Raw genomic sequence first — 26,329 nt, 5'->3', positions numbered from 1 at the left:
CTCCCAAGGGAGGGAGTTTGGCTTCGTTCTGTAGCGATGGGTTTGAAACCCATCGCTATGGTGTATCACTTCGGTTTCTTCTTTTCAAAAACCGTGGTTATCTCTTCCAAAGATAGCGCATTCAGGCACATATCTTTACTTAAGCCACCCTTGCGGGCAACATTTACGCCGTATTCCATATCTAAAAAGCCGCTGTTGCGGTGGGCATCGGGGTTAATGGATAGCATTACGCCTTTTTCCAGTGCGTATTGGTGCCAGCGCCAATCCAGGTCGAGGCGGAGCGGGTTGGCGTTTATTTCTATCACCACGTTATTGGCGGCACAGGCATCTATCACCTTTTTATGGTCGATGTCGTACCCACGGCGGCTGAGCAACAACCTGCCGGTTGGGTGGCCAAGTATAGTGGTGTAAGGGTTTTCGATAGCTTTTATCAACCGGGCGGTAGCTTTATCTTCCGCCATTTTAAGGTTGGAGTGTACCGAGGCTACAATGAAGTCAAAGCGCTGCAGTATCTCGTCGGGGTAATCCAGTGAACCATCGCCCAATATGTCCGATTCTATGCCTTTAAATATGTGGAAATTCTCCAGTTTTTTGTTCAGCGCATCTATCTCCTCGTGTTGCTGCAGCACGCGCTCGATGCTTAAGCCTTTGGCATACACGGCGCTTTTGCTGTGGTCGCACATACCCAGGTATTGCAGTTTTAGATCGTCGCGGCAGTATAGGGCCATTTCTTCAATGGTGTTTACGCCGTCGCTCCAGGTGCTGTGGTTGTGCAGGGTGCCCTTTAAGTCGTGGTAGGTAATAAGGGTTGGCAACTGGTTATTATTAGCGCGTTGTATAAACATTTCGCCTTCGCGTAGTTCAGGGGGGATCCAGCTCAGGTTGGCTTTTTCGTATATTAATTCCTCGCTCGATGGCAGGTCCACACTATTGCTGATACGTTTCATCACAGCATCCACATGCGCTTCGTCGCCGGTGTGGATAAACAATTGATTATAGTAATCGGCTTTTTGCACACATATAATATCTACCAGCAGCCCGTTTTTTAGTTCGCCGCTAATATGGTCGCCATTCAGGGCAACGTTTTGCAGTATTTGCGAGTTGGCCAACGAATCAAAAGCTATCTGCTGGTTTATGCTGCCTATAACGATAACCAATTCGGTAATAATATCATTCATACGGCGGAACTCGCCGGCAAAATGCTTAAGCGCATCGGGGAAAATACCCTTTATCTCGTCCATCAGCAGTTTGGCTTCTTCCTCTATCTGTGCGTATAGGAATTTGCCATTCCCCGCCATCCTGAACTCGATAACCTTGCGGATATCTTCCTGTGTTTTCAAGCCGAAACCTTTGGCTTCTATCAGACGGTTCTCGTTGCAGGCATAGTAAAGTTCACCAATGTTCTCTATGCCGAGCTCTTTCCAAATAATGCCCACTTTCTTAGCGCCGATGCCTTTAATGTGCATCATCTCTACAATGCCTTCGGGTGTTTTATCCAGCATTTCCTGTAGTTCGGCCATGGTGCCGGTTTCCAGCAGTTCGGCAATTTTGGCGGCGAGGCTTTTGCCAATGCCATCTATTTTTTCCAGTTCGGCAACGGTTTTACCGGCAAGAGGGAAGGGGAGTTTATCAACTTTGAAGGCCGCGTTAGCTACCGATTTCGTTTTGAAGGGGTTAACATCGTGCAATTCCATCAATTGCGAAAGCAGGCGAAGCGTACGGGAAATGGGCTTGTTTTCCATAAATTGGTTTGCGGTAAAAATACAAAAGGCGGGGGCAAAAATGCCTTTTATTATTGAACAACATTATTTAAAGAGTGTTTTTTTAACCGCAGCGTGCGCGGAGTTTTACGCAGTGCTTGCAAACCTAAAATTGAGTGAACACGAATTTTCTCTAATTAAGCGAATTTTTAGCTGCATTAATATGCTGTAGATTTTTGATAAACGATTTGTGTAATTCGTCCTTTTCGAGAAAATTCGTGTTCACTCAAATCAGCGTAAGAGTAATTCGTATTAAATAAGAAAAGCCACCCTTTCAAGTGGCTTCCGTTCTAATCAAAATATGTAAACACAAAATTATTTTATCTCTACGGTGTAGGGCAGGCGGGCTTGGGGGGTACGCATTAGCTGTGTTACGCCTTTTATCTGCTCGTAGTATTTGTAGTTTTCGCCCAATTCGGCTTTTATAAAGTGTGCTTTAACCTCGGCAGATAGTCCCTGGCTCAACTTGCTGAACGGGCTTTTTTGCTCGGGGTAGTTTACCAATCGGTATTCTTTTATCCCCGCTTTTTTAGCGGCCGATTCAATAGCATCGCTCATGTTGCCCAGCTTATCTACCAGGCCATTCTTTAAGGCTTGTTCGCCTGTCCACACGCGGCCCTGGCCTATCGAGTTGATGTATGCCTGCGTTTTTTTGCGGCCATCGGCAACAGCTTTGGTGAAGGTATCGTATCCGCGGTTTATGCTTTTTTGCAGCAATGCGCGTTCTTCTGGGGTAAGCGGGCGGCTCACATCGCCCAAATCGGCATACTTGCCTGTTTTTACGCCATCGAAAGTAATGCCCAGTTTGTCGTTAAAAAACTTCTGCATGTTCGGCAATACGGCAAAAATACCTATCGAGCCGGTAATGGTATTGGGTTCGGCATAAATGCTATCTGCCGCGCAGGCAATATAGTACCCGCCCGATGCTGCAACATCGCCCATAGATACAATAATAGGCTTCACCTTTTTGGTGAGCGATACCTCGCGCCATATCACATCAGATGCCATCGAGCTACCGCCCGGTGAGTTTACGCGTAACACAACGGCCTTTACCTTATCGTCTGTACGGGCCTTGCGGATAGCTCTTGATATTCTTTCGGAGCCAATGCTGTTATCGTCGCCGTCGCCTCCGCTAATTTCGCCGGTGGCATAAATTACGGCTATGCGGTTTTTCGAACTTGAATTTTTCTCGGCATCCTTATCGGTGCTGTCCTCATCGTCGGAAGCGCTTTTTATATAATCGGCCACTTCAACGCTTTTCAGGTTGTCTTTTTCTTTTACATCGGTACGGCCTTTCAGGTCGCTCAATATTTCGTCTTTATATTTCAGCCCGTCAATCAGTTTATATTTTAAAGCATCTTCGGGTTCTTGTATCAACCCGTTATTGGCATAATTGAATAACGAATCTTTATTGATATGGCGGCTTGCGCTAATGCCCGTTAAGAAATGATCATACATCGACCCTAAGTACGATGTAACCTGCTCGCGGTTGGCATCGCTCATTTTGGTTAAAAAGTAAGGTTCCACAGCGCTTTTGTAAGTACCCACTTTAATGATCTGCGCTTCTATACCCAATTTATCCAATGCACCTTTCAGGAAGGTAACATCCGAACTAAAACCCTTAAACTCGATGATGCCCTTTGGGTTGATGTATATTTTATCGGCTACCGAAGCCAGGTAGTAAAAGCCCTGAGTATAAATTTCGGAGTAGGCCACAATAAATTTGCCCGACTTTTTAAAGTCTATCAATGCATTACGCAGCTCTTCGGTAGTGGCCTGGCCCTGCATCATGTAGCTTTCATCTAAAAAGATGCCTTTAATGTGGCTATCGGTTTTTGCTTTCCTGATGCCGGCCAAAAGGTCGTTCAGTCCAACCGATTTATCTTCATCTAACCCTAAAAAGCTTAGTCCGCGGAATGGCTTTACGGCAGTACGCTCGGTAATGGGGTAGTCTATCTTCATATAAAGGATAGAGTTAGAATCCACCGCTGGTCCGTTGTCCGATCCGGCAGAGCTGATAATAACCCCAACCAACAAAGCGAATACTACCAACAGGAATATACCCGAAAGGATAAAGCCAACAAACGAGGCCAGTACAAATTTGAAAAATTGTTTCATTAAGTATTACAGATCGTTTTTATACACAAATTTACTAAATAGGGCTCGGTTTATTTTTATTAAGAGCGGCTTATACGATATTTGTTACAACATGATAACCGTTTTTTTACTACTGGGTACAAACCTTGGCAACAGGCAAATGTTTTTGCAGCAAGCCATCGAAAGTATTGAAAAGCAGATAGCCCCGGTACAGCAAGTATCATCTATTTACGAAACCCAATCGTGGGGTAAAACAGATGAGCCCGATTACCTTAACCAGGTGGTAATGCTGCAAACCAATATGCCCGCGCGGCAGGTGCTAACTACCATATTGGATATCGAGGCGCAAATGGGCCGTAAGCGCGAGGTAAAGTGGGGCGCGCGCACCATTGATATTGATATTTTGTTTTACGGTAGCGAAGTGATAGAAGAGGAGGGGCTTGTAGTGCCGCACCCACAGCTACAAAACAGGCGTTTTACGCTGGAGCCGCTGGCCGAAATTGCGCCCGCTTTTGTGCACCCACTGTTAAATGAAAATATTTTAACGCTTAAAAACGAGCTGAAAGATAGCTTGATAGTAAAAAAATTATACATTTGAACTATATAAACCTTTATAATGGATATTCCTGCAGAAGACCTCGATCTTAGTTTTTTATACGAAATAGCTGATGGCAGCGAAGACTTTATTGTTGACTCGATTGCCATGTTTTTAGACCAAACGCCTCAACTGCTTGGCGGCATAGCCACGGCAATTAACGCGCAGGATTGGGCGCTTGCGGGCCAAACGGCACATAAATTAAAACCCAACCTTGGCTTTTTTGGTATGCCCTGGAGCCAGGCCACTATACAAGAAGTGGAGATAGCCTGCAAACACGGCGGCGAAAACCCTGCCGAGATCATTGAAAAGTTTAATGCAATTACACAAGTAGTAAACAGGAACCTGATTGAGCTTAACCGCATAAAAATAGAGAAGGAAGCTAATTTGTAATTAAGCGGAAAGCTTAAAGATTTTAGAAACCGTCTCATTAGTTAAATTATGGGGCGGTTTTTTATTTAAGGCTTTTTATTACCCAATAAAACAAACTAAAAATAGAACATTATGAGAGCAATTAACCCGTGGATAAATTTCAATGGCAATGCCGAAGAAGCATTCACTTTTTACAAGTCGGTTTTTGGTGGCGAGTTTACCAAGATAACCCGTTTTAAAGACTTAGCTGGCCCGGAGTTTCAGATACCCGAAGATGAGGCAGAAAAAATAATGTACATAAGCCTGCCGCTTGGCAAAAACAATATGCTGATAGCCAATGATGTGCCGAGTTTTATGGGGCAGGTAAGCGAGAACGAAAACCGCTCTAAAATATATGTAGGTGCCGAAAGCCGGGAAGAAGCGGAAGAGATTTTTAACGGATTATCGGCAGGTGGTGAGGTAGAAGGCCCTATTGGCGATAGCCCATGGGGTACTTATGCCGGCATGTTCAGGGATAAATACGGTATAGAATGGATAATAGAGTTTGACTCTGCTTTATAACAGGCAATAGCCAAAAACATAAAAAGGCAGCCAAAATGGCTGCCTTTCCTGTTTTATAAATGTCTTTCCGACTTCTCGGTCTTCCGACTTTCGGACTTATTAAGCTACTTCTTCCAGTTTAAAGGTGTAGCTTTCCATAATAAGGTTAGCTAACAGGCTTTTGCAGGCCTGGTCAACTTTTTCGCTGGCGGCTTCAGTGCTCTCTGCCTCAATTTCAAGCGAAACGTGTTTGCCAATGCGTACGTTCTGAATTTCGGCTAAGCCTAAGTTCTTCATGCTGCCGGTTACGGCTTTACCTTGCGGGTCAAGAATTTCTTTTTTCGGCATTACATCAATTTCGGCCAGGAATTTTTTCATCGTATTTGTGAATGTGTTTTAGAAGATACTACCCGCAACTTATTTTCTGTGCGAACTGCTGATGATGGTATCGTCGGCAAATTTTAATTGAATTAACGATAGGGTGATATACATTACTATAACCACCGGAACTGCCGCAAATTTAAAAAATAGAATGAGTATTGCCGAAAACAGCAGCAATAAATAACGGTAAAAGTTTTTATTGAAATCGGTGTTCTTGAATTTGAGCGACATCAGCGGTATTTCGGCCACTAACAATATACACATTACAATAATAAAGCTGATTAGTCCGTAGGGATTAAGTATCACACGGTCTAAGCCATCGTATTGCTGTAGTATAAGCGGAAACGAAGCTATCAGGATAGCATTTGCCGGGGTAGGCAGCCCTATAAAGCTCTCGGCCTGGCGGGTATCGGTGTTAAACTTAGCCAATCTTAATGCCGAGAATACAGGTATCATAAAGGCTATAAAGTTGAGCCAGGTGCTGATGCCTGTTTGTGGTGCCTGTAGCAGCAATTCGTACATAATGGCTGCCGGCAAAAAGCCAAAGCTTACCATATCCGCCAGCGAATCCAAATCGCGGCCTATACACGATACCGAGTTGAGCACCCTTGAGGCAAAGCCATCAAAAAAATCGAATATCGCCGCCAGGAAAATAGCGTACGACGCTACCACCAGGTTATCCTGAAATGCGAACACAATGCCCACACAGCCGCTAAACAGGTTAGCGCAGGTAATTGCGTTCGGAAGATGTTTTTTTACTCGCCTCCTCATATCGGGTATGAAGGTATCAATAATTTTACCAAAAGTATGCAGTTATCTATTAAGCTTGTGCTAAATAATAACTGCATAACTATAAAAATATTATGAATTCATGGAGATGAGGAACTCTTCGTTGGTTTTTGTACCTCTGATTTGTGCCTGTAAAAACTCCATACTCTCCTGCGAATTCATATCGGCAAGGTGGTTGCGTAGTATCCAGATGCGTTGAAGCGTTTCGCGGTCGAGCAGCAAGTCGTCGCGGCGGGTGCTCGATGCAGTGATATCAATAGCCGGGAATATACGTTTGTTTGATAGTTTACGATCCAACTGAAGCTCCATGTTACCGGTACCTTTAAACTCTTCAAAGATAACCTCATCCATTTTAGAGCCGGTTTCGGTAAGGGCCGTTGCTATGATGGTAAGCGAGCCACCATCCTCAATGTTACGTGCCGCACCAAAAAAGCGTTTTGGTTTGTGCAGTGCGTTAGCGTCCACACCACCCGATAATATTTTACCCGATGCAGGCGCAACAGTGTTATAAGCACGTGCCAAACGGGTGATCGAATCGAGCAGGATAACCACATCGTGGCCGCACTCTACCATGCGTTTTGCTTTCTCCAATACAATGTTGGCAATTTTTACGTGGCGCTCGGCCGGCTCATCAAAGGTTGATGATACTACCTCGGCGCGTACGCTGCGGGCCATATCAGTTACCTCCTCAGGGCGCTCATCAATCAGCAGGATGATCAGGTATACTTCCGGGTGGTTTTTGGCAATAGCGTTGGCCACATCCTTCAATAACATGGTTTTACCTGTTTTTGGCTGCGCTACAATTAAACCACGCTGGCCTTTACCAATAGGCGAGAACAGGTCCATTATACGGGTAGAGTAATTACCCGGATCAGTGAATAGGCTCAATTTCTCTGAAGGGAAAAGCGGGGTAAGGTGATCGAAAGGAACACGGTCGCGCACTTCGGCAGGTATACGGCCGTTAATGGCCTCTACACGCACCAGCGGGAAGTATTTCTCGCCCTCTTTTGGCGGGCGAATGCTGCCACGTACGGTATCGCCGGTTTTTAGGCCGAACAGCTTTATCTGCGATTGCGATACATATATATCATCCGGAGATGTTAAGTAGTTATAGTCTGACGAGCGAAGGAAGCCATAGCCATCGGGCATAATTTCCAATACGCCTTCGTTTACAATAACGTTATCAAAATCAAGGTTTATAGCAACTTCCTGTGCTTTTTGTTGCTGCTGGTTGCCATTGCCATTACCGTTGTTTTTTTCGCGGCGCTCAAATTTTTGCGGGCGGTTTTCGGTAGGGGCGGGTTCCGGCTGGCCGGCTTGCACTTCTTCGGCTTCAGCTACTACAGGGGCCGGGGCAGCATCTTCTTGAGATTGCTCGTCTTCAACCTGGTCAAATAAGTTGGTATCAGTTAAAGGTACTTGTGGTTTTGTATCGGCTTTGCCTTTTACAACACGGGTCCTTTTGCGTGGTTTGTCGCCGGCTTCTGCAGGTGCATCGGCGTCAGAAGTTTTAGGGGCGTAATTGTTTTCTACTGTGCTTTGTTGCAGCCGGGCGGCTTCTATTAATTGCTGTTGTTCAACTATGGCAGTAATAAGGGGGGCTTTACGCAGCTCGTCTGCGTTTGCAATACCCAAAGCTTTAGCAATATCGCGCAACTCCGAAACGAGTTTGTCGTTCAATTCTATGGTATCAGACATGATATGAATTATAGTTCAAAAGGATTTTTAAGATGAAAGATTGTTGTGTGACCCTGCGTATGCAATATTTAAGCCAGGTAAGTATCAGAAATAACGACGTGGGATAAAAATTGTTTCTTGTGTGCAAGAAAATGCAGGGGATAACGATGCAATTTTAATGAAATATTCTTGAAATGCAAATTTAATAAAAAAATAACGTGGTTCGCTTATTTTTTTGGATTTTTGGCATCAAATAAATTATCCTGCATGATATCGCGCCAGCAATTAATAGATCAGATCAAACAGAAGAAGAGTTTTTTATGTGTAGGATTAGATACAGATGTAGATAAAATTCCCGATTTCCTGAAAGAATACCCCGACCCGGCATTCGAATTTAATAAAAGGATAATCGACGCTACTAAGGACCTCTGCATCGCTTACAAACCCAACGCCGCCTTTTACGAAAGCCGCGGACTGAAAGGCCTGCAAAGCCTCATCTCTACCTACGAATACTTGCCGAAGGAATGCTTAAGCATTATAGATGCCAAGCGCGGCGACATAGGCAATACCTCTGATAACTACGCCAAAGCCTTTTTCAATGAAGAGCAAAGCGGGATGGGCTTTGATGCCATAACTGTAACCCCATATATGGGTAACGATAGCGTTACACCGTACCTGAAATATGAAGGCAAATGGATCATCATTTTGGCACTCACCTCATCGGTAGGGAGTAAAGATTTCCAGTACTTAGATACCGGCGACGGTTACCTGTACGAAAACGTGATAAAAAAAGCCAATACATGGGCCGGTGCCGATAGGTTGATGTTTGTGGTTGGCGCTACCAAAAGCACTGAGTTTACCAATATACGCCAATACGCACCCGACAGCTTCTTGCTGGTACCCGGCGTTGGCGCACAAGGCGGAAGCTTAGAGGAAGTGTGCAAATACGGTATCACTAAAGATTGCGGCCTTATTGTAAACGCATCGCGCTCCATCATATACGCAAGTAATGGTGAAGATTTTGCCGAAGCCGCCCGTGCCGAAGCGCTTAGCCTGCAACAGCAGATGCAGGTTGAATTGGAGAAGGCGGGGATAATATAGCGTTTAGAGGTTTGTTGAATAGAGGTTAGTTAGGTAGCCTTTCATTGCACAGCCGCCGTAGAGACGCGATACTGCACATAGGAGACGCGAAGTATCGCGTCTCTACATGTTTTTTTCTTTGCGCCTCTGCGCCTTTGCGTGAAATTCATTAAAAAAACTAACCTTTAACCTCAAATCTCTAACCTCAATTCCCTAAATTACAGCCTCAACAATTGCTGTAATATGAAAATACACTTTACGCTGCTTTTTACCGCCTCGCTGGCAACCTCCGTTTTCGCGCAAAACGATAAAAACCCATTTCAACCGACAGACTTTTATAAGATACCCAGCATAAGCGATCCGGAGGTTTCGCCCGACGGTAAATGGGTAGCTTATGGCGTTTCTACGGTTGATACGGCAAAAGATAAGCGCGTATCGCACCTGTGGATGCAGAGTTGGGATGGCAAAACATCTATTCAACTCACCCATGGCGAACAGGCGGCATCTACGGCACGCTGGAGCCCGGATGGTAAGTATTTATCTTTTTTATCGGGCCGCGAATCGAAGAATGGCTCGCAGCTTTGGTTGTTGGACCGCCGCGGTGGCGAAGCTCAAAAGCTAACTGATATAAAAGGCGACCTGGGGGACTATGAATGGAGCCCCGATGGCAGCAAAATAGTGATGGTAATTGGCGACCCCGAAAACAAAGGCAAGGAAGCGCCAAAAACGCCAAAGCCAATAGTGGTAGACCGTTATCATTTTAAGCAGGATTACCAGGGCTACTTAGAGCACGACCATAACCATTTGTATATATTCAATATTGGGAGCAAAAAGTTAGATACCGTAACCACCGGTAATTTTGATGAGCGCTCGCCATCGTGGAGCCCGGATGGTAAAAGCATTGTGTTTGTAAGCAACCACGATGCCGACCCCGACCGCAGCGAGAATACCGATATTTTTGTAGTTGAGGCAAAAGCAAAGGGTGCTGTAAAACAATTAACTACCTGGAAAGGGCACGATGTAAACCCACAGTGGAGCCCGGATGGCAAGCAAATTGCCTACCTGCGCCAGGACAGCGAAGGGTACAATATGTACGATGAGAACATATTATGCCTGATGAATGCCGATGGCAGCAATAATAAAATGCTGACCAAAGAAATAGACCGCCCGGCTGATAGCCCCGCCTGGAGCAAAGACGGCAAAAGCATTGCTTTTTTAGTAGATGACGACCGCGAGCGTTACGCGGCTACTTACACACTTGCCACCAAAAAGATCGACATTGTGAAAGCCACCCGCGGCAAAGTAAACCTGAACGATATTGCCGCCCAAAGTGCTGGCAATTGGGTAATAAGCCTGAGCGACCCATACACGCCTTTTGAAGTTTATGCTTTAGAAAGTGGTAAACTTCGCCGCTTAACTTTTCATCAGCAGGAGTGGTTGAGCAAGGTTACGTTGGCGCAGGTTACAGGCTTCACTTCTACCAGTAGCGATGGTACCAAAGTATCGGGCGTGTTGTACCGCCCGGATAGCACAAGTAAAAAGAAGATGCCATTCATTCTGTTTGTACACGGCGGACCGGTAGGGCAGGACGATTACAGCTGGGATGGTACCTGCCAGGTATTGGCCAGTGCCGGTTACGCTGTTGCGGCGGTTAACTATCGCGGCAGCTCGGGCAGGGGGATTGAATATACTAAAGTAATAGCTGCCGACTGGGGCAACAAAGAAGTAATAGATCTGCATGGCGCAGTTGACTACCTGGTGAAAGAAGGTATAGCCGACCCCGACAGGCTTGGCGTAGGCGGATGGAGCTATGGCGGTATCACTACGGACTTTTTGATAGCCAGCGATACCCGCTTTAAAGCAGCGGCCAGTGGCGCGGGGAGTGCCTTGCAAATAGCCAATTACGGCATCGACCAGTACATCCTGCAATATGATAACGAACTGGGCCAACCCTGGAAGAATATAGATGTTTACAACAAAATATCGTACCCCTTCCTGCATGCCGACAGGATAAAAACTCCGGTGCTGTTCATGTCGGGTTTGAAGGATTTTAACGTGCCAACTGCCGGCAGCGAACAGATGTACCAGGCGCTAAAATCGCAGGGTGTAGATACCGAACTGATACTATACCCTAACCAAAACCATGGTATCAGCATACCCAGCTACCAGGTAGATAGGGTAGATCGGTATATTAAATGGTATGATAAGTATTTGAAAAAGTAGAGGTTAGGTGTTGTTGTGGCTATTTAACCACAGAGAACACAGAGGTTACGCGGAGTTTCGCAGAGGGTTTTGCATGGTAGCGAACCTCTACAAAACGTCATGCCGAATTTATTTCGGTACCCCACATGTCAGGTAGCGTTCGTGCTAAGCTGCTAAGCATTGTAGCTTGTATGATGGGGTGCTGGAAAGATTTCAGCATGACGTTTTTGTTTGGTATTCACCCCCCTTAACCACAATATAGGCTCCGCGAATCTCCGCGTAACCTCTGCAAACTCTGCGGTTAATAAATATAAAATTATATTTTCAATATATTTTGAAAATTCAGAATTGTAATTACATTTGTCGTGTTAAATTATAAACGCGATGGATAAAGTATTAACCTATCAATTATTGCAGCTGGCAGGTTTGGCGCAGATAGTGCTGGCTGTGGCGAGCGTGTTCATTCCCAAAGTATTGGGTTGGAACGGCGAACTGGCGAAGTTGAAAACCGTTGTAAAGCAAATGGTTTGGGTGCATGGGGCATACATTTTAGTAATAAACCTATGCCTGGGGCTGGTAACGTTCTTTGCGGTCGGTGATTTGCTCGATGGGTCCCGACTGGCGGCGCTGCTTACCGGTTTTATTGCCGTATATTGGATATCGAGAGTGCTTTGCCAGTTCTTTTATTTCGACAGGAGCGCATTCCCTAAAGGTGGGTTTAATTTGTTGGCAGAGGTGTTGCTGACCACGCTTTTCATAGCGCTTAGCCTGATCTATAGTTGGGTGTTTTATTTAAACTTGCAAGTATTATGAAAGCACAATTGTTTACAGACCTTGGTTATTTCGCTTTTTCCAATTTGTCTATTGTGCTGGCAGGGTATGCCTTTATAAGGCGGCGATTGATATTTGCAGCTTGGGTATTGCTTGCTGCAAGCATTGTTGCGGTGTATCTCACCTTTGTTAACTATCACCCCATCCTACAAATGTTGGCCATTATTGCTACAACATTCAACGGGATGAAGGTTATTGCCGTAGCGGAAGGCTACAAAAATAAACCGCTTACACTTACTTACAAGCAATGGCTTACTTACGCTATTGGCTGGGTGGGGATGCGTGCACAACCCTTCGAAACCTTAGGCAAACCCGCATTACCGGGCGGTCGGGACATGGTGGTGTTTGGTATCAGCCGAATCGTATTTGGCGGTTTGTTGCTATTGGCTGCCCATGGTATAGTGGCTTTACGTTTAGCTGCATCGCTTACCTACGTATTGGTAACGCCCGTATTATTGGTAGGCTTAAGCCTTATCCTGCATTTTGGTTTCCTGAGCATCAGCGCCGGTATGTGGCGTTTCTCGGGCGTGAACACCTACTATCTGTTCCGCCAACCCGCAAAAGCGCTCAGCCTAACTGAGCTTTGGAGCAAACGCTGGAATATTGCATTCAGCGAAATGACTTCTGTTGCCATCTTCCGTCCGCTCCGTAAAAGGGTAGGGACACCGGTTGCGCTGATGATATCTTTTATCTTCTCGGGCTTCCTGCACGAGTTGGCGCTAAGCCTCCCTGTAAATGCGGGTTACGGCTTGCCCACTTTGTATTTTGCCATACAGGGGGCATTAGTGATCGCCGAACGGTCTATGCAAAGCCGGGGAATTACCTTATTGCAGAATAAATTAGTTGCTCGTGTTTGGGTTTTCTTTTGGTTGATTGTGCCGATGCCCTTGTTGTTTCACGAGCAGTTTATAAAGCAGGTGGTTTGGCCTTTAGCCGGACTATAGTCGTTATTAACCACGGAGTTCGCAGAGATTTCACGGAGATCCGCAGAGAGATTTGCAAATTGGTGAAAGAGAGAGAAATTTCAATTTAATTTCATGCAAAGACGCCAAGGCGCAAAGTTTTTTAATTTTTTCTTTGCGGCTTGGCGTCTTGGCGTGATAAAATAACCGCATTACAGGCTCTGTGAATCTCTGTGTAAAACTCTGCGCCCTCCGCGTTTAAATAGCCGATTTGTGATTTACGGCTTTAGTTGCCCTTCTATCGAATCATCTAACGTTTTACCTATCGCAGCGCCTACCAGTTGTTTTACAAAGGCTATGGCGTTGCCGTGTTTGTTATCCCAATAATAGCCTTGTGTTGGGCTTACTTTTATTACGGATATGCGCGGATCATCAACGCCTTCGGTGAACCATACTTTTAATACCGGCTCCCATAATTCTTTTATTTTTTCTTTGTCTTCGGTTATTTCGGCTATGCCATAAATGTTCAGGAAGTCGGAGTATTTTGATCCCTGGAACAACAGCTGCACCATTGGGTCGGACTTTATCTCGGCGTTTTTGTGGCTGTCGTTAGCGCTCAGGAACCACAGGTCGCCGTTATCATCTATCTTTTGGGGCGCCATAGGGCGAGTAGAAAAAGGTAGCCCCGTGCGGATATTACTGCAGAAGAAGCAGCTGCTGCCTTCTGCCATTTCCTTCAGTTTCTTCCAGGCTTCGTTGCCTTCCAGGTTCTCAAAATTATGTTCGGGTTGTTGTTGGTTAATGCTGTCCATAATAGGTTTTGTATATTAAAATGATAATATATTAACCTGCGAGAAATTGGATTGTTTTCCAAAATTGTCATATCGAGGGAAGCGAAGCGACGAGATATCTTGTTCAGTTAAGTATGAACGCTAATGCATTAACGCATGCATTGTGGATTTGCATGGTGCCTTTGCATATTGAACAAGTTCTCTCCTCGCCCCTGCGCACACTATCCATTCCGCTCGTTCGAGATGACATGGTGGAGAAACGATGCTCATCGTCTACACAAAACTTACCTTCCGCTCCGGAAACCTGCTCGCGTAGCCCGTTACGATGTTTTTGATATAGTCATTCCCCGGATATGGGGTGAGGTAGTTTTTGAGTTGCTGTATGTTATTAGCCTCGAAGTAGTGGGAGATATAGCCCATACCATAAAAACGACCTTCTTCTATCAGGATGCAGCTGTGCTCATCATCAGTTCGGCCTTCATCGCGGATGGCGAAGGTGGGGAGGGCTTTTTTAAGTTCGTCTATAGCGGCTTCTACTTTTAGGTTATATTCTTCGGGTGCTTCCTGCCCGTCGCAGGCGCAGCCGGTGGTGCTATTGCCGGTGCAGGGCTGGTCGTTCTTTTGCACGAAGCACATTTTGGGGCACAGCCCGAAGGTTTCTATCAGCTTATTGAGCAGGTTATAGCCCTCCAGTAACGAATTACAGGCGTACACCGATGGCATGTGTTTGCGGTGCTTATCAACCGCCAGGCGCATATAGCCGCGTTGGTCCTCATAGGCGTAAAGGCCGTAGGTATTCTCGAAGCGTTTGAGCGAGCGGTTGTACTTGGGCCAAAGGCGTTTTATTTCTACGGCTTCCAGCACAAAAGCTATTAGTTCGGTACCGCAAACCTGATGGCTTATGCGGTGGATGCTCTTTAAAAACTCCTGCCGCTGTAAGCCCGGGTTGTTGCCTGTAAAGTGGCTACAAACACGTTTCTTCAGGTTTTTGGCCTTGCCTACGTAAACTACCTTGCCCTTCTCATCATGAAAGTAATACACCCCCGGCGACCAAGGCAGGGCATCTATATCAGCCTTGGGCAGGTTGGCCGGAAGGCGTTGTTCTTTGGATGTAATTTTTAAAGCCTGGCCGATATGATTTTCCTTATCATTCTTCAAATACAGGTTGAACAATTCTGCCGTAGCCTCAGCATCGCCCATGGCGCGGTGGCGGCTATTATTGCTGATGCCAAAGTGGGAGCATAGCTTACCCAAACTGTACGACATAAGCCCCGGCATTATCTTACGCCCCAATCGTACGGTGCAAAGTTTATTAGCATTCAGCTCATACCCTGCGGCATTAAGGTGGTAACGCAGAAAAGAATAATCGAAGTTGACGTTATGGGCCACAAATATCTGCCCTTTCAGCAGGTGAAATATCTCGTGCGCCACATCCTCAAAAAGCGGCGCTTTGGCCACCATCTCGTTGGTAATACCGGTTAAGGCGCGGATATACACCGGGATATCCCGCTGCGGGTTTACCAATGTTTCGAACCGGCGAGTAATTTTTTTACCGTCGTGTATGCAAATAGCTATCTCGGTAATGCCATTTGCACTGGCATGCCCTCCCGTCGTCTCAATATCCACTATGGCGTACATATTTCAAATGTACTATTATTTTGCTAATATATTTAGTTGATTTTGGTTGAAAATAGTTGGAAGGGTTGGAAAGGTTGAAAAAGTTGGAGAGGTTGGAAGGGTTAGAAAAGTTGGAAAGGTTAAAATGTTTCCACTTTGTCATTGCGAGGAGCGGCGTAGGGGGGGAGCGAGAGGGCGACGTGGCAATCTCATAGGACAGTCCCGTCGCGGTGGCTAAACCTTGTATAGTGGAGCGTCCTATGAGATTGCCGCGCTATCGCTCGCAATGACATGTTGGTTAATTAACCAAACAAAAAGCCCGGATAGCATTGCCATCCGGGCTAAAATATTTGTAAAGATTTTCGTCTTTCGGACTTTTCCGACTGCAGACTTCCGACTTTAAACCTACTTCTTCTGCTGAAGTTTCTGTTGCTCGCGCATCATTTCTTCCAGCTTGGCACCGAAGCCGCCTTTTTTCTTTTTGTCTTCAGGCTTCTTTTTGTTTTCCTGTATCTGCGCGTGTATCTTTTTATCATCAACCATAAATTTGATGAGGTATTGCTGCGCGAAGGTGAACATGTTGGCCAGGAAGTAATAGTAGTTCAAACCGGCAGGGTAGCTGTTCAGTGTTACCAGAAATATGATAGGGGTGATGTACCCTATGTATTTCATTTGGCCTGTAGCGCCCGATATCTGGTTGTTGAAATAGGTGTAAATCAACGTAGAGATGGTCATTAGCAAACACATCAAGCTGATGTGGCTAACGCCGAATATTGGCGCGAAGGTGATAACCGAATCGTAAGTAGAAAGGTCGTGCATCCACAGGAAGCTTTCGCCACGCAGTTCAAACAAGCTTGGGAAGAAGCGGAAGAATGCAATCACGATAGGCATTTGTATAACCAATGGCAAGCAACCGCCCAATGGATTTACGCCGGCCTTCTTGTAAAGCTTCAGGTATTCCTGCTGTAGCAGGGTAGGGTTATCCTCGCCCACTTTGGCTTTTATCTCGTCCATCTCCGGCTTTAGCACACGCATTTTAGCCATTGACAGGTACGATTTATAAGTAAGCGGCGATAGTACCAATTTCAGGATAACGGTAAGCGCCAAAATAATTAAACCGTAATTCCAGTTAAGCCCGTTCAGGAAGTTGAAGATAGGCAGGGTGGCAAACTGGTTGATATATTTAAGCGGTCCCCAGCCCAGGTTAACCAATTTTTGCAGGTCGTAACCCTGGTCTTTCAGCGTATTGTAACGGTTAGGGCCGAAGTAGAAAGTAAGCGGTGTTGCACCCAAAGCATCGCGGCCCAAAGCCAGCTCTGCCTTCATTTGTTTTACATCGGTAGTATCGTTAAAATCGGTAGCAACGGCTATGTTAGTTTTGTTGATACCGGTTGGCGCAATAAGCACATTAGAGAAGAAGTGCTGTTTAAAGGCCACCCACTGCATCTTTTTATCGGTGATGGGTTTTGCTTCGTCTTTGGTTTCGCTCAGGTAATCTACCTCGTTATCGGTATTTTTATAATACACGGTAGAGTATTGGCGCTCCATTTTAATATCCTTTTCCTGTTTTTGCAGGCTTGCTGCCCAGTTCAGGTTCAGGGTACCACTGTTGGCAATTACCTGGTCTAACCCAACCGGTTTTACGGTTAGGCCCAGTTTAAAGCCGGTGCCTTTAAGGCTGTATATATAATCGATATACTGCGTAGGGCTGTAGCTTAAGCGCAGGGTTACCGAGGCAGAATCTTTACCGGCAACTTTAAGGCTGGTAGGACTTGGGCTGAAGTAAAGATCGTTGGTGTTGATAACCTTACCCAGCGCGCTGAAATTCAGGCCGAAGCTATTCTTATCGCCATTGAACAATACCAGCGGTTTTTTATCGAAGGTTTTGTAGTTTTTTAGTTGTGCCGAATATACGCGGCCGCCTTTGGTAGAAATTTGCAGGGCAAGCTCGTCGTTCTCAACGGTCACAAACTCTTCTTTACCAACGGTTGCTGCACCGAACGGGCTTTTTAACACGGCCGAATCAACTACGGCGCTCTGTTTTGAGGTGTCGAACTTCGCGGTAGCAGCCTGTTTTACGCCTGCTTTTTTTAGCGAGTCCTGGTGGGCGCGTTCCTGTTCTTTTTTTATGGCCTCTTCGCTGGGCTTCATAAAATAAATAGAGGCACCCATGATGATCATGATCAGGAATAACCCTGTAAACGTATTTCTATCCATTATCTAATATATGGTATTGACCCTTGCGCAGCTTATTTGTTACAGCCAGGCATGGGCCAATACACTCTTTTACTTTGTTTTACTCAATATTATTTCTTGCGGGCGTAAGCCAGCGAAGCGGCGACAAAGTTAATAAAAAGTGGGTGCGGATTAGCAACTGTCGATTTTAATTCGGGGTGGAACTGTGCACCCACAAAAAACGGGTGGTTTTTAAGCTCAACTATCTCCACCAAACCGTTCTCGGGGTTAATACCCGATGGGGTTAGGCCGGCTGCTTCGTATTGTTTAATGTACTCGTTATTAAACTCATAACGGTGGCGGTGGCGTTCGGTAATATGTTGTTTGCCGTAAATAGTGAAAGCCTTGCTGCCTTTTTTCAGGTCGCATGGGTAAGCGCCCAAACGCATGGTACCACCCATGTTCACAATGTTCTTTTGGTCTTCCATCATGGCAATAACCGGGTGCGGCGTGTTCGGGTTCATTTCGGTACTGCTCGCATTTGGCAGGCCCAATACGTGGCGGCCAAATTCCACCACAGCGCATTGCATACCCAAACAGATACCGAAGAAAGGTATATTGTTTTGACGCACATAGCGTATAGCTTCAATTTTACCTTCGAAACCACGCTCGCCAAAGCCGGGAGCAACCAGTACGCCGTGCAGGCCTTTTAGTTTATCAACCGCATTCTCTACAGTTAATTGTTCCGATGGGATGTATTGTACTTTTACCTTACACTCGTTAGTAGCACCGGCGTGTACAAATGCCTCTATGATAGATTTATAAGCATCGGGAAGCTCCACATATTTACCTACCAGGCCAATGCGAACTTCTGAGGTTGGGTTTTTCAAACGGCCAAGGAAACCTTTCCAGTTATCCAGGTTAGGCTCGTTCTTGTGGCTTAGTTTTAGTTTGGTCAACACCGTTTTGTCCAGCTGTTCTTTCAGCATCAGCAACGGCACATCGTAAATGCTTGGCGCATCCATCGATTCGATAACCGCGTTGATATTTACGTTACAGAAGAGGGCTATCTTTTTACGGATATCGGCATTAATATGGTGCTCGGTACGGCAAACCAGAATATCAGGTTGTATACCATACTCCAAAAGCATTTTAACCGAGTGCTGCGTTGGCTTGGTTTTCAGCTCTCCTGCTGCGGCCAGAAAAGGTATCAGCGTAAGGTGGATAACCAGTGCGTTACCGCTGCCTGCTTCCCATTTAAACTGGCGCACGGCCTCAACAAAGGGAAGAGATTCGATATCGCCAACGGTACCGCCTATCTCGGTGATCACAATATCGTAATCGCCGGTTTCGCCGAGGATGCGCATATTGCGCTTTATCTCGTCGGTTATATGCGGTACTACCTGCACGGTTTTACCCAGGAAAGCGCCTTCGCGTTCGCGATTTATAACGTTTTGGTAGATACGGCCGGTAGTAATGTTATTGGCTTTTGAAGTAGGGGTGTTCAGGAAACGTTCGTAGTGGCCAAGGTCCAGGTCGGTTTCGGCACCGTCTTCGGTAACATAGCATTCGCCATGCTCGTAGGGGTTAAGGGTTCCCGGATCGATATTGATGTACGGGTCGAATTTCTGGATGGTAACGCGGTAGCCGCGGGCCTGAAGGAGTTTAGCTAATGAGGCGGAAATAATACCCTTGCCTAACGACGAGGTAACGCCACCCGTAACAAAAATGTATTTAGTCATTGAGATCTTTTTGAAATCCCGGCAGTGGAAATACCCCTTGCCGAACGTTTGTGTACGGGATACAAAAGTAAGAAAATTTACGGTTTTCGGGAGTGAAAAATGCAAATGTGGAAAAGGTTGGGGTAGAGTTGGTTGGAGGAAGTTGGAAGGGTTGGAAAAGTTAGAGAGGTTGGAAAGTTGGATACGTACAGAGTTTAGGAAATATAAAAGGCAAACTCCCGTCTTCGCAGGGTCTCTTTGAAAAAGGACCCTGCGAAACCACGAGGATAAAGGGTTTGAGTACCGTCGCTTAAGCTTTAAAAAATAAATTTTTAATATGTAGAAAAAGTAAAATGAAAACAGAGGAAATTTTAGTGGTGGATATTGAAGCCACATGCTGGGAGGGGAGGAACCCGCCCGGCCAGGAGAACGACATTATTGAAGTAGGCGTGTGCCTGCTGGATGTTGGTACCGGCGCCATTAGCGCCAACCGAGGGATTTTGGTAATGCCCGAACGCTCGCAGATAAGCAAATTCTGCACGCAATTAACCTCCATTACACCCGGGCTCATAGAAGACGAAGGCATATACTTCGACGATGCCTGCGATATACTGGAGCAAGAGTACGATGCGCGGAACCTGGTTTGGGCCAGCTACGGCGATTACGATCGCAACCAGTTTCAGCGGCAATGCAGCGAGATGCGTGTAGCTTATCCCTTTGGCCCGAAGCATATCAATGTGAAAACCATGTTTCAGCAAAAGCGCCGTATGAAGCGCGGAGTAGGTATGGCTGGTGCCTTGGAGATACTGAACCTGCCGCTGGAAGGTACCCACCACCGCGGTGTAGACGATGCCAAAAACATCGCCAAAATATTGCACTGGGTACTCAACAACTAACGCAAAGCTTACCGCCCGGTAAGCGCGTTAATGCCAATTAAACCGGATGTTTACCGTCCTATCCAACCGGTTTACCCATCAAATTTTAGCATAAGCGACTGTTTTGTTAGTCTAAATGCTTAATTATCAATTTCTTTTAAAATATTTTAAATAGTGTGTAACAAAACTTTTTATGCTGTTGTCTCATGTTTATAGTACTATGTATTGCATGGTATTATGTAATTGAAAGATACTATTAACAATAATCTACCATCAGCCATGAAACTGAAGTTTTTACTCCTCATCTTATTTTGCTTCCTTATAGCGCCGGTGTTTGCGCAAGAGGGGAAGGCCTTGTTTACCTTGCAAGGCATAACGGCCGACTCGGCGTCTAAACAGCCTTTGAGCTTTATAACTGTTAACCTGCGCACCGAGGCAAAGCAGCTGCTGCGCACGGTGGTAACCAAAACCGATGGTACCTTTAAGTTTGATAAATTGCCGTCGGGGAAGTATGTGCTTTCGATGGTGAGCGTGGGTTTTAACCCTAAAACAGTCGCTGTAAACTTAACCGGAAGTGTGAACCTGGGAAGCATAGCCATCAGCGAACAAACCACACAGCTTAAAACCGTAGCCATTACCGCCGACAGGGCCATCATAAAACAGGATGTAGACAAACTCACTTACGACCTGAAGGCCGACCCCGATAGCAAAAGCAGTAATGTGCTGGATATGATGCGTAAAGTGCCTTTGCTAAGCGTCGATGGCGACGATAATATCCTGCTGAAAGGCAACAGCGGCTTCCGCATTTTTGTGAACGGCAAACCCTCCAGCATGATGGAGCGCGACCCCAAGAATATTCTTAAAAGCATGCCTGCATCTACCATCCAAAGCATTGAGGTAATTACCAATCCATCGTCCAAATACGATGCCGAAGGGATGGCGGGCATCATCAATATTGTTACCAACAAAAAAATAAGCGGCGGGTATAATGGTACCATCAATTTAAGCCATGTATTCCCGGTTGGCGGGCCAAGGTTGGGTGGTTCGTTCACCTCTAAACAGGGGAAATTGGAACTGACAGGGTATTTCGGCGGTAACATTGCTAACTCGCCCCAAGTGCTTAATTCTATCACAAGGTTAACAACAAGCGGTACACCCACCAGCCTCAACCAAAACAACACTGCCGAATGGGATGGAAAAAACGGTTATGCCGAAATAGGCATCAATTACGAAATAGACAGCCTTAACCTTATTTCGGGTCAGTTCAACATTAACGGTAATAACCAGGATGGTATCAACACCCAAAGCTCGGTTTTGAATGAGGCTGGCAGCGTTACTCAGGCATATGACCTGTATAATAACAATACGGCAGGTGGCAAGGGTATCAATGTATCATTAAACTACCAATTGGGTTTCAAACGCAATAAGCAGCAGTTACTTACCTTTTCGTACCAATATTATACCTTCAACAACACGCAGGACGCAGCCCTAACGGCAAGCAACCGTGTAAATTACACTACGCCGGATTACTTGCAGAGAAACAGGGGCGAATCGTCTGAACAAACTTTCCAGGTAGACTATGTGCACCCCGTGAAAAAGCTGAACATAGAAGCCGGCTTAAAAGCTATTTTAAGGGACAATAACAGCGATTTCCAGTACCTGGGCTACAATTCGGTAACCGACAATTTCGAGGCGGATCCATCGCGCAGCAATAAATTCGATAATAATCAAAACGTTTTCGGTGCCTATAATAGCTACTCTTATAACTTACAAAACTGGGGCTTTAAAGCAGGCGCAAGGATAGAGGGCACCTTTATTGATGCCGATTTTACGTCCACCGCATCGCAGCTGAGCAAAAACTTCTTTAATGTGGTGCCATCAGTAAGCATCATGAGGAAGTTTAAAAACTCCAGCAGCCTGAATTTGGGTTTCACGCAAAGGATACAACGCCCCGGCATTTTCCAATTGAATCCCTTTGTAGACCGCTCGAACCCCAACTTCGAATCGTCGGGTAACCCCGACCTGCGGCCTGCGGTATCAAACAGCATCCAGTTAGGCTACAGCCGCAGCAAAAAAGCATCGTTGAACCTCATGATAGGCTATAATTTCTTCGACGACCTTATTATGCCTGTAGTAGTTTTTGACCCCACTACGAACATTACGCGCAGCAGTTTTGATAATACCGGCAAGGCGCGCCTGTTTACTTTTAATGGCAATATCAATTACCCCATCACCAAAAAATGGAGTTCATCGTTCAATGGGCGTATTGCGCATGGCCGCGTACAGGGCGTAGTGAATGGCGAGTTGGTGAAGAACCAGGGCTTCATGTATGGTGCATCGCTGAATAGCGGCTATAACTTTGAGCAGGGCTGGCGGGTAAGCACCAATGTGTTCCTGAACGGGCCCAACCTGTCTATACAAGGCACATCAAACCCTTATGCCAGCGTATCGTTCACAGTGAATAAAGACGTAGTGAAGGATAAACTTTCCTTCTCGGCAACGGTAAATAACCCCTTCAGCGAATACCGTAATAACATCCGCGATTCTTTTGGCCCCGATTTTACGCAGACCAACATTAACCGAACCTATTTCAGGGGCTTTACTGCCAGCCTCAATTACCGCTTTGGTAAACTTAAAGATGCTGTGAAGAAAAACAAACGAGGCATTAGTAATGATGACGTGCAGGGGGCGCCATCGGGGAATTAAATTATTTCAGTTAGTTCGGTAGGATAGCGAAACCGGGTAACATTAGTCTGGGAAAGGGAGCGTTTGTTCGCTCCCTTCTATTTTTATCACAATAGTTTTAAATGCTTCAAGCGCCTGCATTTGTTGTTGTTGGGGCAGGTTTCTTCCGCTGATCATTAGGTTTAGGGCACTTTTGCGGCTTTGTATGTAAATGCCTGTAATGCCTTTGCCGGTTACTTTTGGCCAAACGGTTTTAATAAAATATTTGGCGGTGCTATCAACTTTTAAGTGATGTGCTTTGGTTTCCGCAGGTATTTCGATAGGTATGGATTTGGTAAGGCCTTTGTAGGTAAGGTCGGCCATATAATCGGCATTGGGATATTGGTTTTGTTCTGCCTTGGTTAGTTGCCTGAAGGCCTTTTTGGTTTCACGTACGGGATCAAATTCTACTTTTACCAAAGCTGTGTCTGTAATTCCTCTCCGTTTCATCTCATCGGCCCTTGCGCTTTTCAGATCGCCGCCAGATATGTAGGTTACCCCGGGTTTGCAGAAATAGCATTCTAATAACCATTCGCCATGCGATAAGAAATGTTTTTCGGTTTGCACCAGGTGATTTGCATACCCCATAGTGCTGAAGTCGAAATTTAGCGTGTCGGCACTATTGGTAACAATACTACCTACAAATGAATCTATACCATCAGCTTTTGCATAATGCCAGCCATCGGGCAGCTTAATGCTGAAGGATCCAAGATCGAGCACACCGTTATCGGTCAACTCGTTTTGCTTGTTATCAGCCTCTCCGCAGGAAAAAATAAACAGGGAAAACAGGGATAGGATAAGAATCTTTTTCATGTACCAAAGGTTCTAAAAATGAGAAGGTCATTTGCCCTTCATATCCTCGTTATACCGATGTACAAAATCACGCAAAACCTTAAAGCTAAAACTATCGAGCTTTTTAAACTCCTCCAGTAAGGCAGGGTCATCAGCTATCATATCCATAAAAATGTTTTTACGTTTACTTTGGCTGCCATTGTTGAATATGGTATTCGATTTTAGCTGAACTACAGGTGCTCCGTTTTTGCTGATATACCAATAGGTACTGCTGCTGGACATCCACCCGCCGCCGCCGTACATGCCGCCACCGCTATAGTAGGTTCTTTCTTCTTCATAAAGGTCAAGCTTACCGTGTTCGGGCCTGGGCAGATATACAGAATCTACCTGGTCGGGTTTGCGAACCGCTGCATAGGTGGTAGAATCTTTGGCGTTGAAAACCTCCTGTATTTTATCAGGGCTTATTTTAATATATTTTTTGTCGGCCGAATTTAACGGTAGGTATTTACGTGTGCCTTTTAATTCGCATTTTATGGTATCATGCGTAATAGTGACAACATAATTGTTTACCGGTTTGGTTTGAGCATTTAGGCAGATGCTATATAAACACAAAAGTGTGATAAGAAGGTATTTCATATTAGGGTTAGGCGAATTTTAAAACAGCCCGTTTATTTCCCGCTCTATCTTCTCCACAATAGTGGCCATATCTTCGGTATTGTTGGCAAAGTCCAGGTTATCTTTATCCAATACCAGCAGTTTGCCCAGTTTGTAGTTCTTTATCCATTTATCGTACTTCTCGTTCAGTTTAGAGAGGTAATCTATCCGGATGCCTATCTCGTACTCGCGGCCACGGCGTTGTATGTTGTTTACCAGTGTAGGTACCGATGCTTTAAGGTATACCAACAAGTCCGGCGGTTTAATAAACTCGGTGATATTATCGAACATGCTTTCGTAGTTCTCGTAGTCGCGCGTGGTCATCAGGCCCATATCGTGCAGGTTCTCGGCAAAGATGTAGGCATCCTCGTATATGGTGCGGTCCTGTATAATATCGCGGCCACTTTGCTGTATCTCGCGTATCTGGCGGTAGCGGCTGTTGAGGAAATATATCTGGAGGTTAAAGCTCCAGCGTTTCATTTCGCTGTAAAAATCTTCCAGGTAGGGGTTATTATCAACCGCCTCGTAAAGGGGTTCCCAACCATAATTTTTCGCCAGCATTTCGGTAAGGGTAGTTTTACCCGCGCCAATATTTCCTACAATAGCTATGTGCATATATTAATTGTCTGAATCAGAATTTTCCGAATTTACAGAATTAGCAGAATGTTTTTTTTAGCCGATATCAGAATTCTGAAAATTTTAAAATTCTGCGAATTCTGATTCAGGCCACTTAGAACTTCCTGAAACCGATAATTTCCCTTACCTCCCTGATGGTTTTTGAGGCGCTTTCGCGGGCTTTTTCTTCACCCATTTTGGCAACCTTGCGTAGGTATTCGGCATCGTTGGCTATATCGTTTATTTTTTCGCGCATGGGTTGGGTGGCAACAATCATATCTTCGGCAAGCTGTTTTTTCAAGTCGCCGTAGCGGATGGCCATGGTGTTGTACAGATTATCGAAGTGCGCAACCGTTTCGGGTGCCGAAACTACATTCATCAGGTCGAACAGGTTTTGTATCTCCTGTGGTTTCTCCTGGTTCTCGGTAGTTGGGCCGCTGTCGGTTTTAGCGCGCATCACCTTTTTGCGGATGGCTTCTGGGCTGTCAGCCAAAAATATGGCATTGCCTTCGCCTTCGCTTTTACCCATTTTGCCTTTGCCGTCAAGTCCCGGTATCTTCACCAGGCTTGGTCCAAAGCTAAATGCATATGGCTCGGGGAAGTATTCGTGGTTATACAAACGATTAAAGCGGTTACCAAAAGTGCGGGCCATCTCCAGGTGTTGCTCCTGGTCTTTACCTACAGGTACTTTGGTTGCTTTGTGTATGATGATATCTGCCGCCATCAGTACAGGGTAGGTAAGCAGGCCGGCGTTAACGTTATCGGGGTTGGCGCGTACTTTATCTTTAAAAGAAGTAGCGCGTTCCAGTTCGCCCATGTAGGCGTTCATGTTCAGGTACAGGTACAGCTCGGTAACTTCGGGCACGTCGCTTTGTACGTATATGGTCGATTTCTCCGGGTCAATACCGCAGGCCAGGTACTCTACCAGCACCTGTTTAACAGCGCCGTGCAGGTTGCCGGGGGTAGGGTGTGTGGTAAGCGAATGCAGGTCGGCTATAAAAAAGTAGCAATTATATTCGTTCTGCATTTTTACGAAGTTTTGAATAGCCCCGTAATAGTTTCCCAAATGCAAATTCCCGGTAGAGCGTATACCGCTAACAACAGTTTCCATATAAGGGGCGAAAGTAAGTATTTTTTAT

22 protein-coding genes are annotated in these 26,329 nt (G+C 45.6%); 9 read left to right on the top strand and 13 right to left on the bottom strand.

Features of this window, described 5'->3' with window-relative positions; genetic code table 11:
- Positions 1–65 precede the first annotated feature (65 nt).
- Together BC343_RS28955 and sppA are read right to left on the bottom strand one after the other, a co-directional pair.
- Positions 66–1,742 carry a DNA polymerase/3'-5' exonuclease PolX gene (locus BC343_RS28955; protein WP_078351299.1) on the bottom strand — a complete coding sequence of 559 codons (1,677 nt, stop codon included), beginning with the start codon at positions 1,740–1,742 and terminating at the stop codon, positions 66–68.
- 333 nt (positions 1,743–2,075) lie between these two features.
- Complete coding sequence (gene sppA / locus BC343_RS28950) at positions 2,076–3,878, bottom strand: signal peptide peptidase SppA (RefSeq protein WP_078351298.1); 1,803 nt, start codon at positions 3,876–3,878, stop codon at positions 2,076–2,078.
- Positions 3,879–3,969: 91 nt separating this feature from the next.
- On the opposite strand from sppA, the gene folK reads away from it, so the two are divergent.
- The 3 genes from folK to BC343_RS28935 all read left to right on the top strand — a co-directional run bounded on the left by folK (position 3,970) and on the right by BC343_RS28935 (position 5,385).
- On the top strand, positions 3,970–4,455 hold the full coding sequence (gene folK / locus BC343_RS28945; RefSeq protein ID WP_078351297.1) for a 2-amino-4-hydroxy-6-hydroxymethyldihydropteridine diphosphokinase: 486 nt from the start codon (positions 3,970–3,972) through the stop codon (positions 4,453–4,455).
- A gap of 18 nt (positions 4,456–4,473) precedes the next feature.
- Positions 4,474–4,845, top strand: coding sequence for an Hpt domain-containing protein (locus BC343_RS28940; protein WP_078351296.1), 372 nt, complete (start codon positions 4,474–4,476; stop codon positions 4,843–4,845).
- Between the two features lie 111 nt (positions 4,846–4,956).
- Positions 4,957–5,385 carry a VOC family protein gene (locus BC343_RS28935; protein ID WP_078351295.1) on the top strand — a complete coding sequence of 143 codons (429 nt, stop codon included), beginning with the start codon at positions 4,957–4,959 and terminating at the stop codon, positions 5,383–5,385.
- Positions 5,386–5,484: 99 nt separating this feature from the next.
- Here the strand turns inward: BC343_RS28935 and purS are convergent, their stop codons facing one another.
- The 3 genes from purS to rho all read right to left on the bottom strand — a co-directional run bounded on the left by purS (position 5,485) and on the right by rho (position 8,232).
- Positions 5,485–5,742 carry a phosphoribosylformylglycinamidine synthase subunit PurS gene (gene purS / locus BC343_RS28930; RefSeq protein ID WP_078351294.1) on the bottom strand — a complete coding sequence of 86 codons (258 nt, stop codon included), beginning with the start codon at positions 5,740–5,742 and terminating at the stop codon, positions 5,485–5,487.
- Positions 5,743–5,781: 39 nt separating this feature from the next.
- The gene (pssA, locus tag BC343_RS28925) at positions 5,782–6,516 is read right to left on the bottom strand and encodes a CDP-diacylglycerol--serine O-phosphatidyltransferase (RefSeq protein ID WP_202909885.1); all 735 of its coding nucleotides are present in this window, start codon (positions 6,514–6,516) and stop codon (positions 5,782–5,784) included.
- A gap of 90 nt (positions 6,517–6,606) precedes the next feature.
- Complete coding sequence (gene rho / locus BC343_RS28920) at positions 6,607–8,232, bottom strand: transcription termination factor Rho (RefSeq protein ID WP_078351292.1); 1,626 nt, start codon at positions 8,230–8,232, stop codon at positions 6,607–6,609.
- A gap of 249 nt (positions 8,233–8,481) precedes the next feature.
- Between rho and pyrF the strand changes: the two genes are divergently transcribed.
- The 4 genes from pyrF (at position 8,482) to BC343_RS28900 (ending at position 13,268) form a co-directional block, all read left to right on the top strand.
- Positions 8,482–9,312: an orotidine-5'-phosphate decarboxylase gene (gene pyrF, locus BC343_RS28915; RefSeq protein ID WP_202909890.1), complete on the top strand. Its 831-nt coding sequence runs from the start codon at positions 8,482–8,484 to the stop codon at positions 9,310–9,312.
- Positions 9,313–9,534: 222 nt separating this feature from the next.
- Entirely contained in the window at positions 9,535–11,514 is a 1,980-nt protein-coding gene (locus BC343_RS28910) for a S9 family peptidase (protein ID WP_078351291.1), read from the top strand.
- Between the two features lie 363 nt (positions 11,515–11,877).
- Complete coding sequence (locus BC343_RS28905; RefSeq protein ID WP_143822400.1) at positions 11,878–12,306, top strand: hypothetical protein; 429 nt, start codon at positions 11,878–11,880, stop codon at positions 12,304–12,306.
- Positions 12,303–13,268, top strand: coding sequence for an MBOAT family protein (locus tag BC343_RS28900; RefSeq protein WP_078351289.1), 966 nt, complete (start codon positions 12,303–12,305; stop codon positions 13,266–13,268). The genes BC343_RS28905 and BC343_RS28900 overlap by 4 nt, the downstream gene beginning before the upstream one ends.
- A 236-nt stretch (positions 13,269–13,504) precedes the next feature.
- On the opposite strand, the gene BC343_RS28895 is transcribed toward BC343_RS28900, so the two are convergent.
- The 4 genes from BC343_RS28895 to BC343_RS28880 form a co-directional block, all read right to left on the bottom strand.
- The gene (locus BC343_RS28895; RefSeq protein WP_078351288.1) at positions 13,505–14,038 is read right to left on the bottom strand and encodes a pyridoxamine 5'-phosphate oxidase family protein; all 534 of its coding nucleotides are present in this window, start codon (positions 14,036–14,038) and stop codon (positions 13,505–13,507) included.
- 252 nt (positions 14,039–14,290) lie between these two features.
- Complete coding sequence (locus BC343_RS28890) at positions 14,291–15,655, bottom strand: exonuclease domain-containing protein (RefSeq protein ID WP_078351287.1); 1,365 nt, start codon at positions 15,653–15,655, stop codon at positions 14,291–14,293.
- A gap of 384 nt (positions 15,656–16,039) precedes the next feature.
- Positions 16,040–17,851, bottom strand: coding sequence for a membrane protein insertase YidC (gene yidC / locus BC343_RS28885; RefSeq protein WP_078351286.1), 1,812 nt, complete (start codon positions 17,849–17,851; stop codon positions 16,040–16,042).
- Between the two features lie 89 nt (positions 17,852–17,940).
- Positions 17,941–19,551: a CTP synthase gene (locus BC343_RS28880; protein WP_078351285.1), complete on the bottom strand. Its 1,611-nt coding sequence runs from the start codon at positions 19,549–19,551 to the stop codon at positions 17,941–17,943.
- Between the two features lie 332 nt (positions 19,552–19,883).
- Here BC343_RS28880 and BC343_RS28870 point away from each other — a divergent pair, with 332 nt between their 5' ends.
- Together BC343_RS28870 and BC343_RS28865 are read left to right on the top strand one after the other, a co-directional pair.
- Entirely contained in the window at positions 19,884–20,426 is a 543-nt protein-coding gene (locus tag BC343_RS28870; RefSeq protein ID WP_078351283.1) for a 3'-5' exonuclease, read from the top strand.
- Positions 20,427–20,684: 258 nt separating this feature from the next.
- Entirely contained in the window at positions 20,685–23,111 is a 2,427-nt protein-coding gene (locus BC343_RS28865) for an outer membrane beta-barrel family protein (RefSeq protein ID WP_078351282.1), read from the top strand.
- A gap of 42 nt (positions 23,112–23,153) precedes the next feature.
- Here the strand turns inward: BC343_RS28865 and BC343_RS28860 are convergent, their stop codons facing one another.
- The 4 genes from BC343_RS28860 to trpS form a co-directional block, all read right to left on the bottom strand.
- Complete coding sequence (locus BC343_RS28860) at positions 23,154–23,942, bottom strand: hypothetical protein (protein ID WP_078351281.1); 789 nt, start codon at positions 23,940–23,942, stop codon at positions 23,154–23,156.
- Between the two features lie 27 nt (positions 23,943–23,969).
- Positions 23,970–24,557, bottom strand: a complete 588-nt coding sequence (locus tag BC343_RS28855) for a hypothetical protein (protein ID WP_078351280.1) — start codon at positions 24,555–24,557, stop codon at positions 23,970–23,972.
- Between the two features lie 18 nt (positions 24,558–24,575).
- The gene (locus tag BC343_RS28850) at positions 24,576–25,190 is read right to left on the bottom strand and encodes a deoxynucleoside kinase (protein WP_078351279.1); all 615 of its coding nucleotides are present in this window, start codon (positions 25,188–25,190) and stop codon (positions 24,576–24,578) included.
- A gap of 115 nt (positions 25,191–25,305) precedes the next feature.
- Entirely contained in the window at positions 25,306–26,301 is a 996-nt protein-coding gene (gene trpS, locus BC343_RS28845; protein ID WP_078351278.1) for a tryptophan--tRNA ligase, read from the bottom strand.
- Positions 26,302–26,329 lie beyond the last annotated feature (28 nt).

It is taken from the genome of Mucilaginibacter pedocola, from assembly GCF_002013915.1.
Classification (GTDB): Bacteria; Bacteroidota; Bacteroidia; order Sphingobacteriales; family Sphingobacteriaceae; genus Mucilaginibacter; species Mucilaginibacter pedocola.
This window is presented reverse-complemented; position numbering and strand designations above follow the sequence as displayed.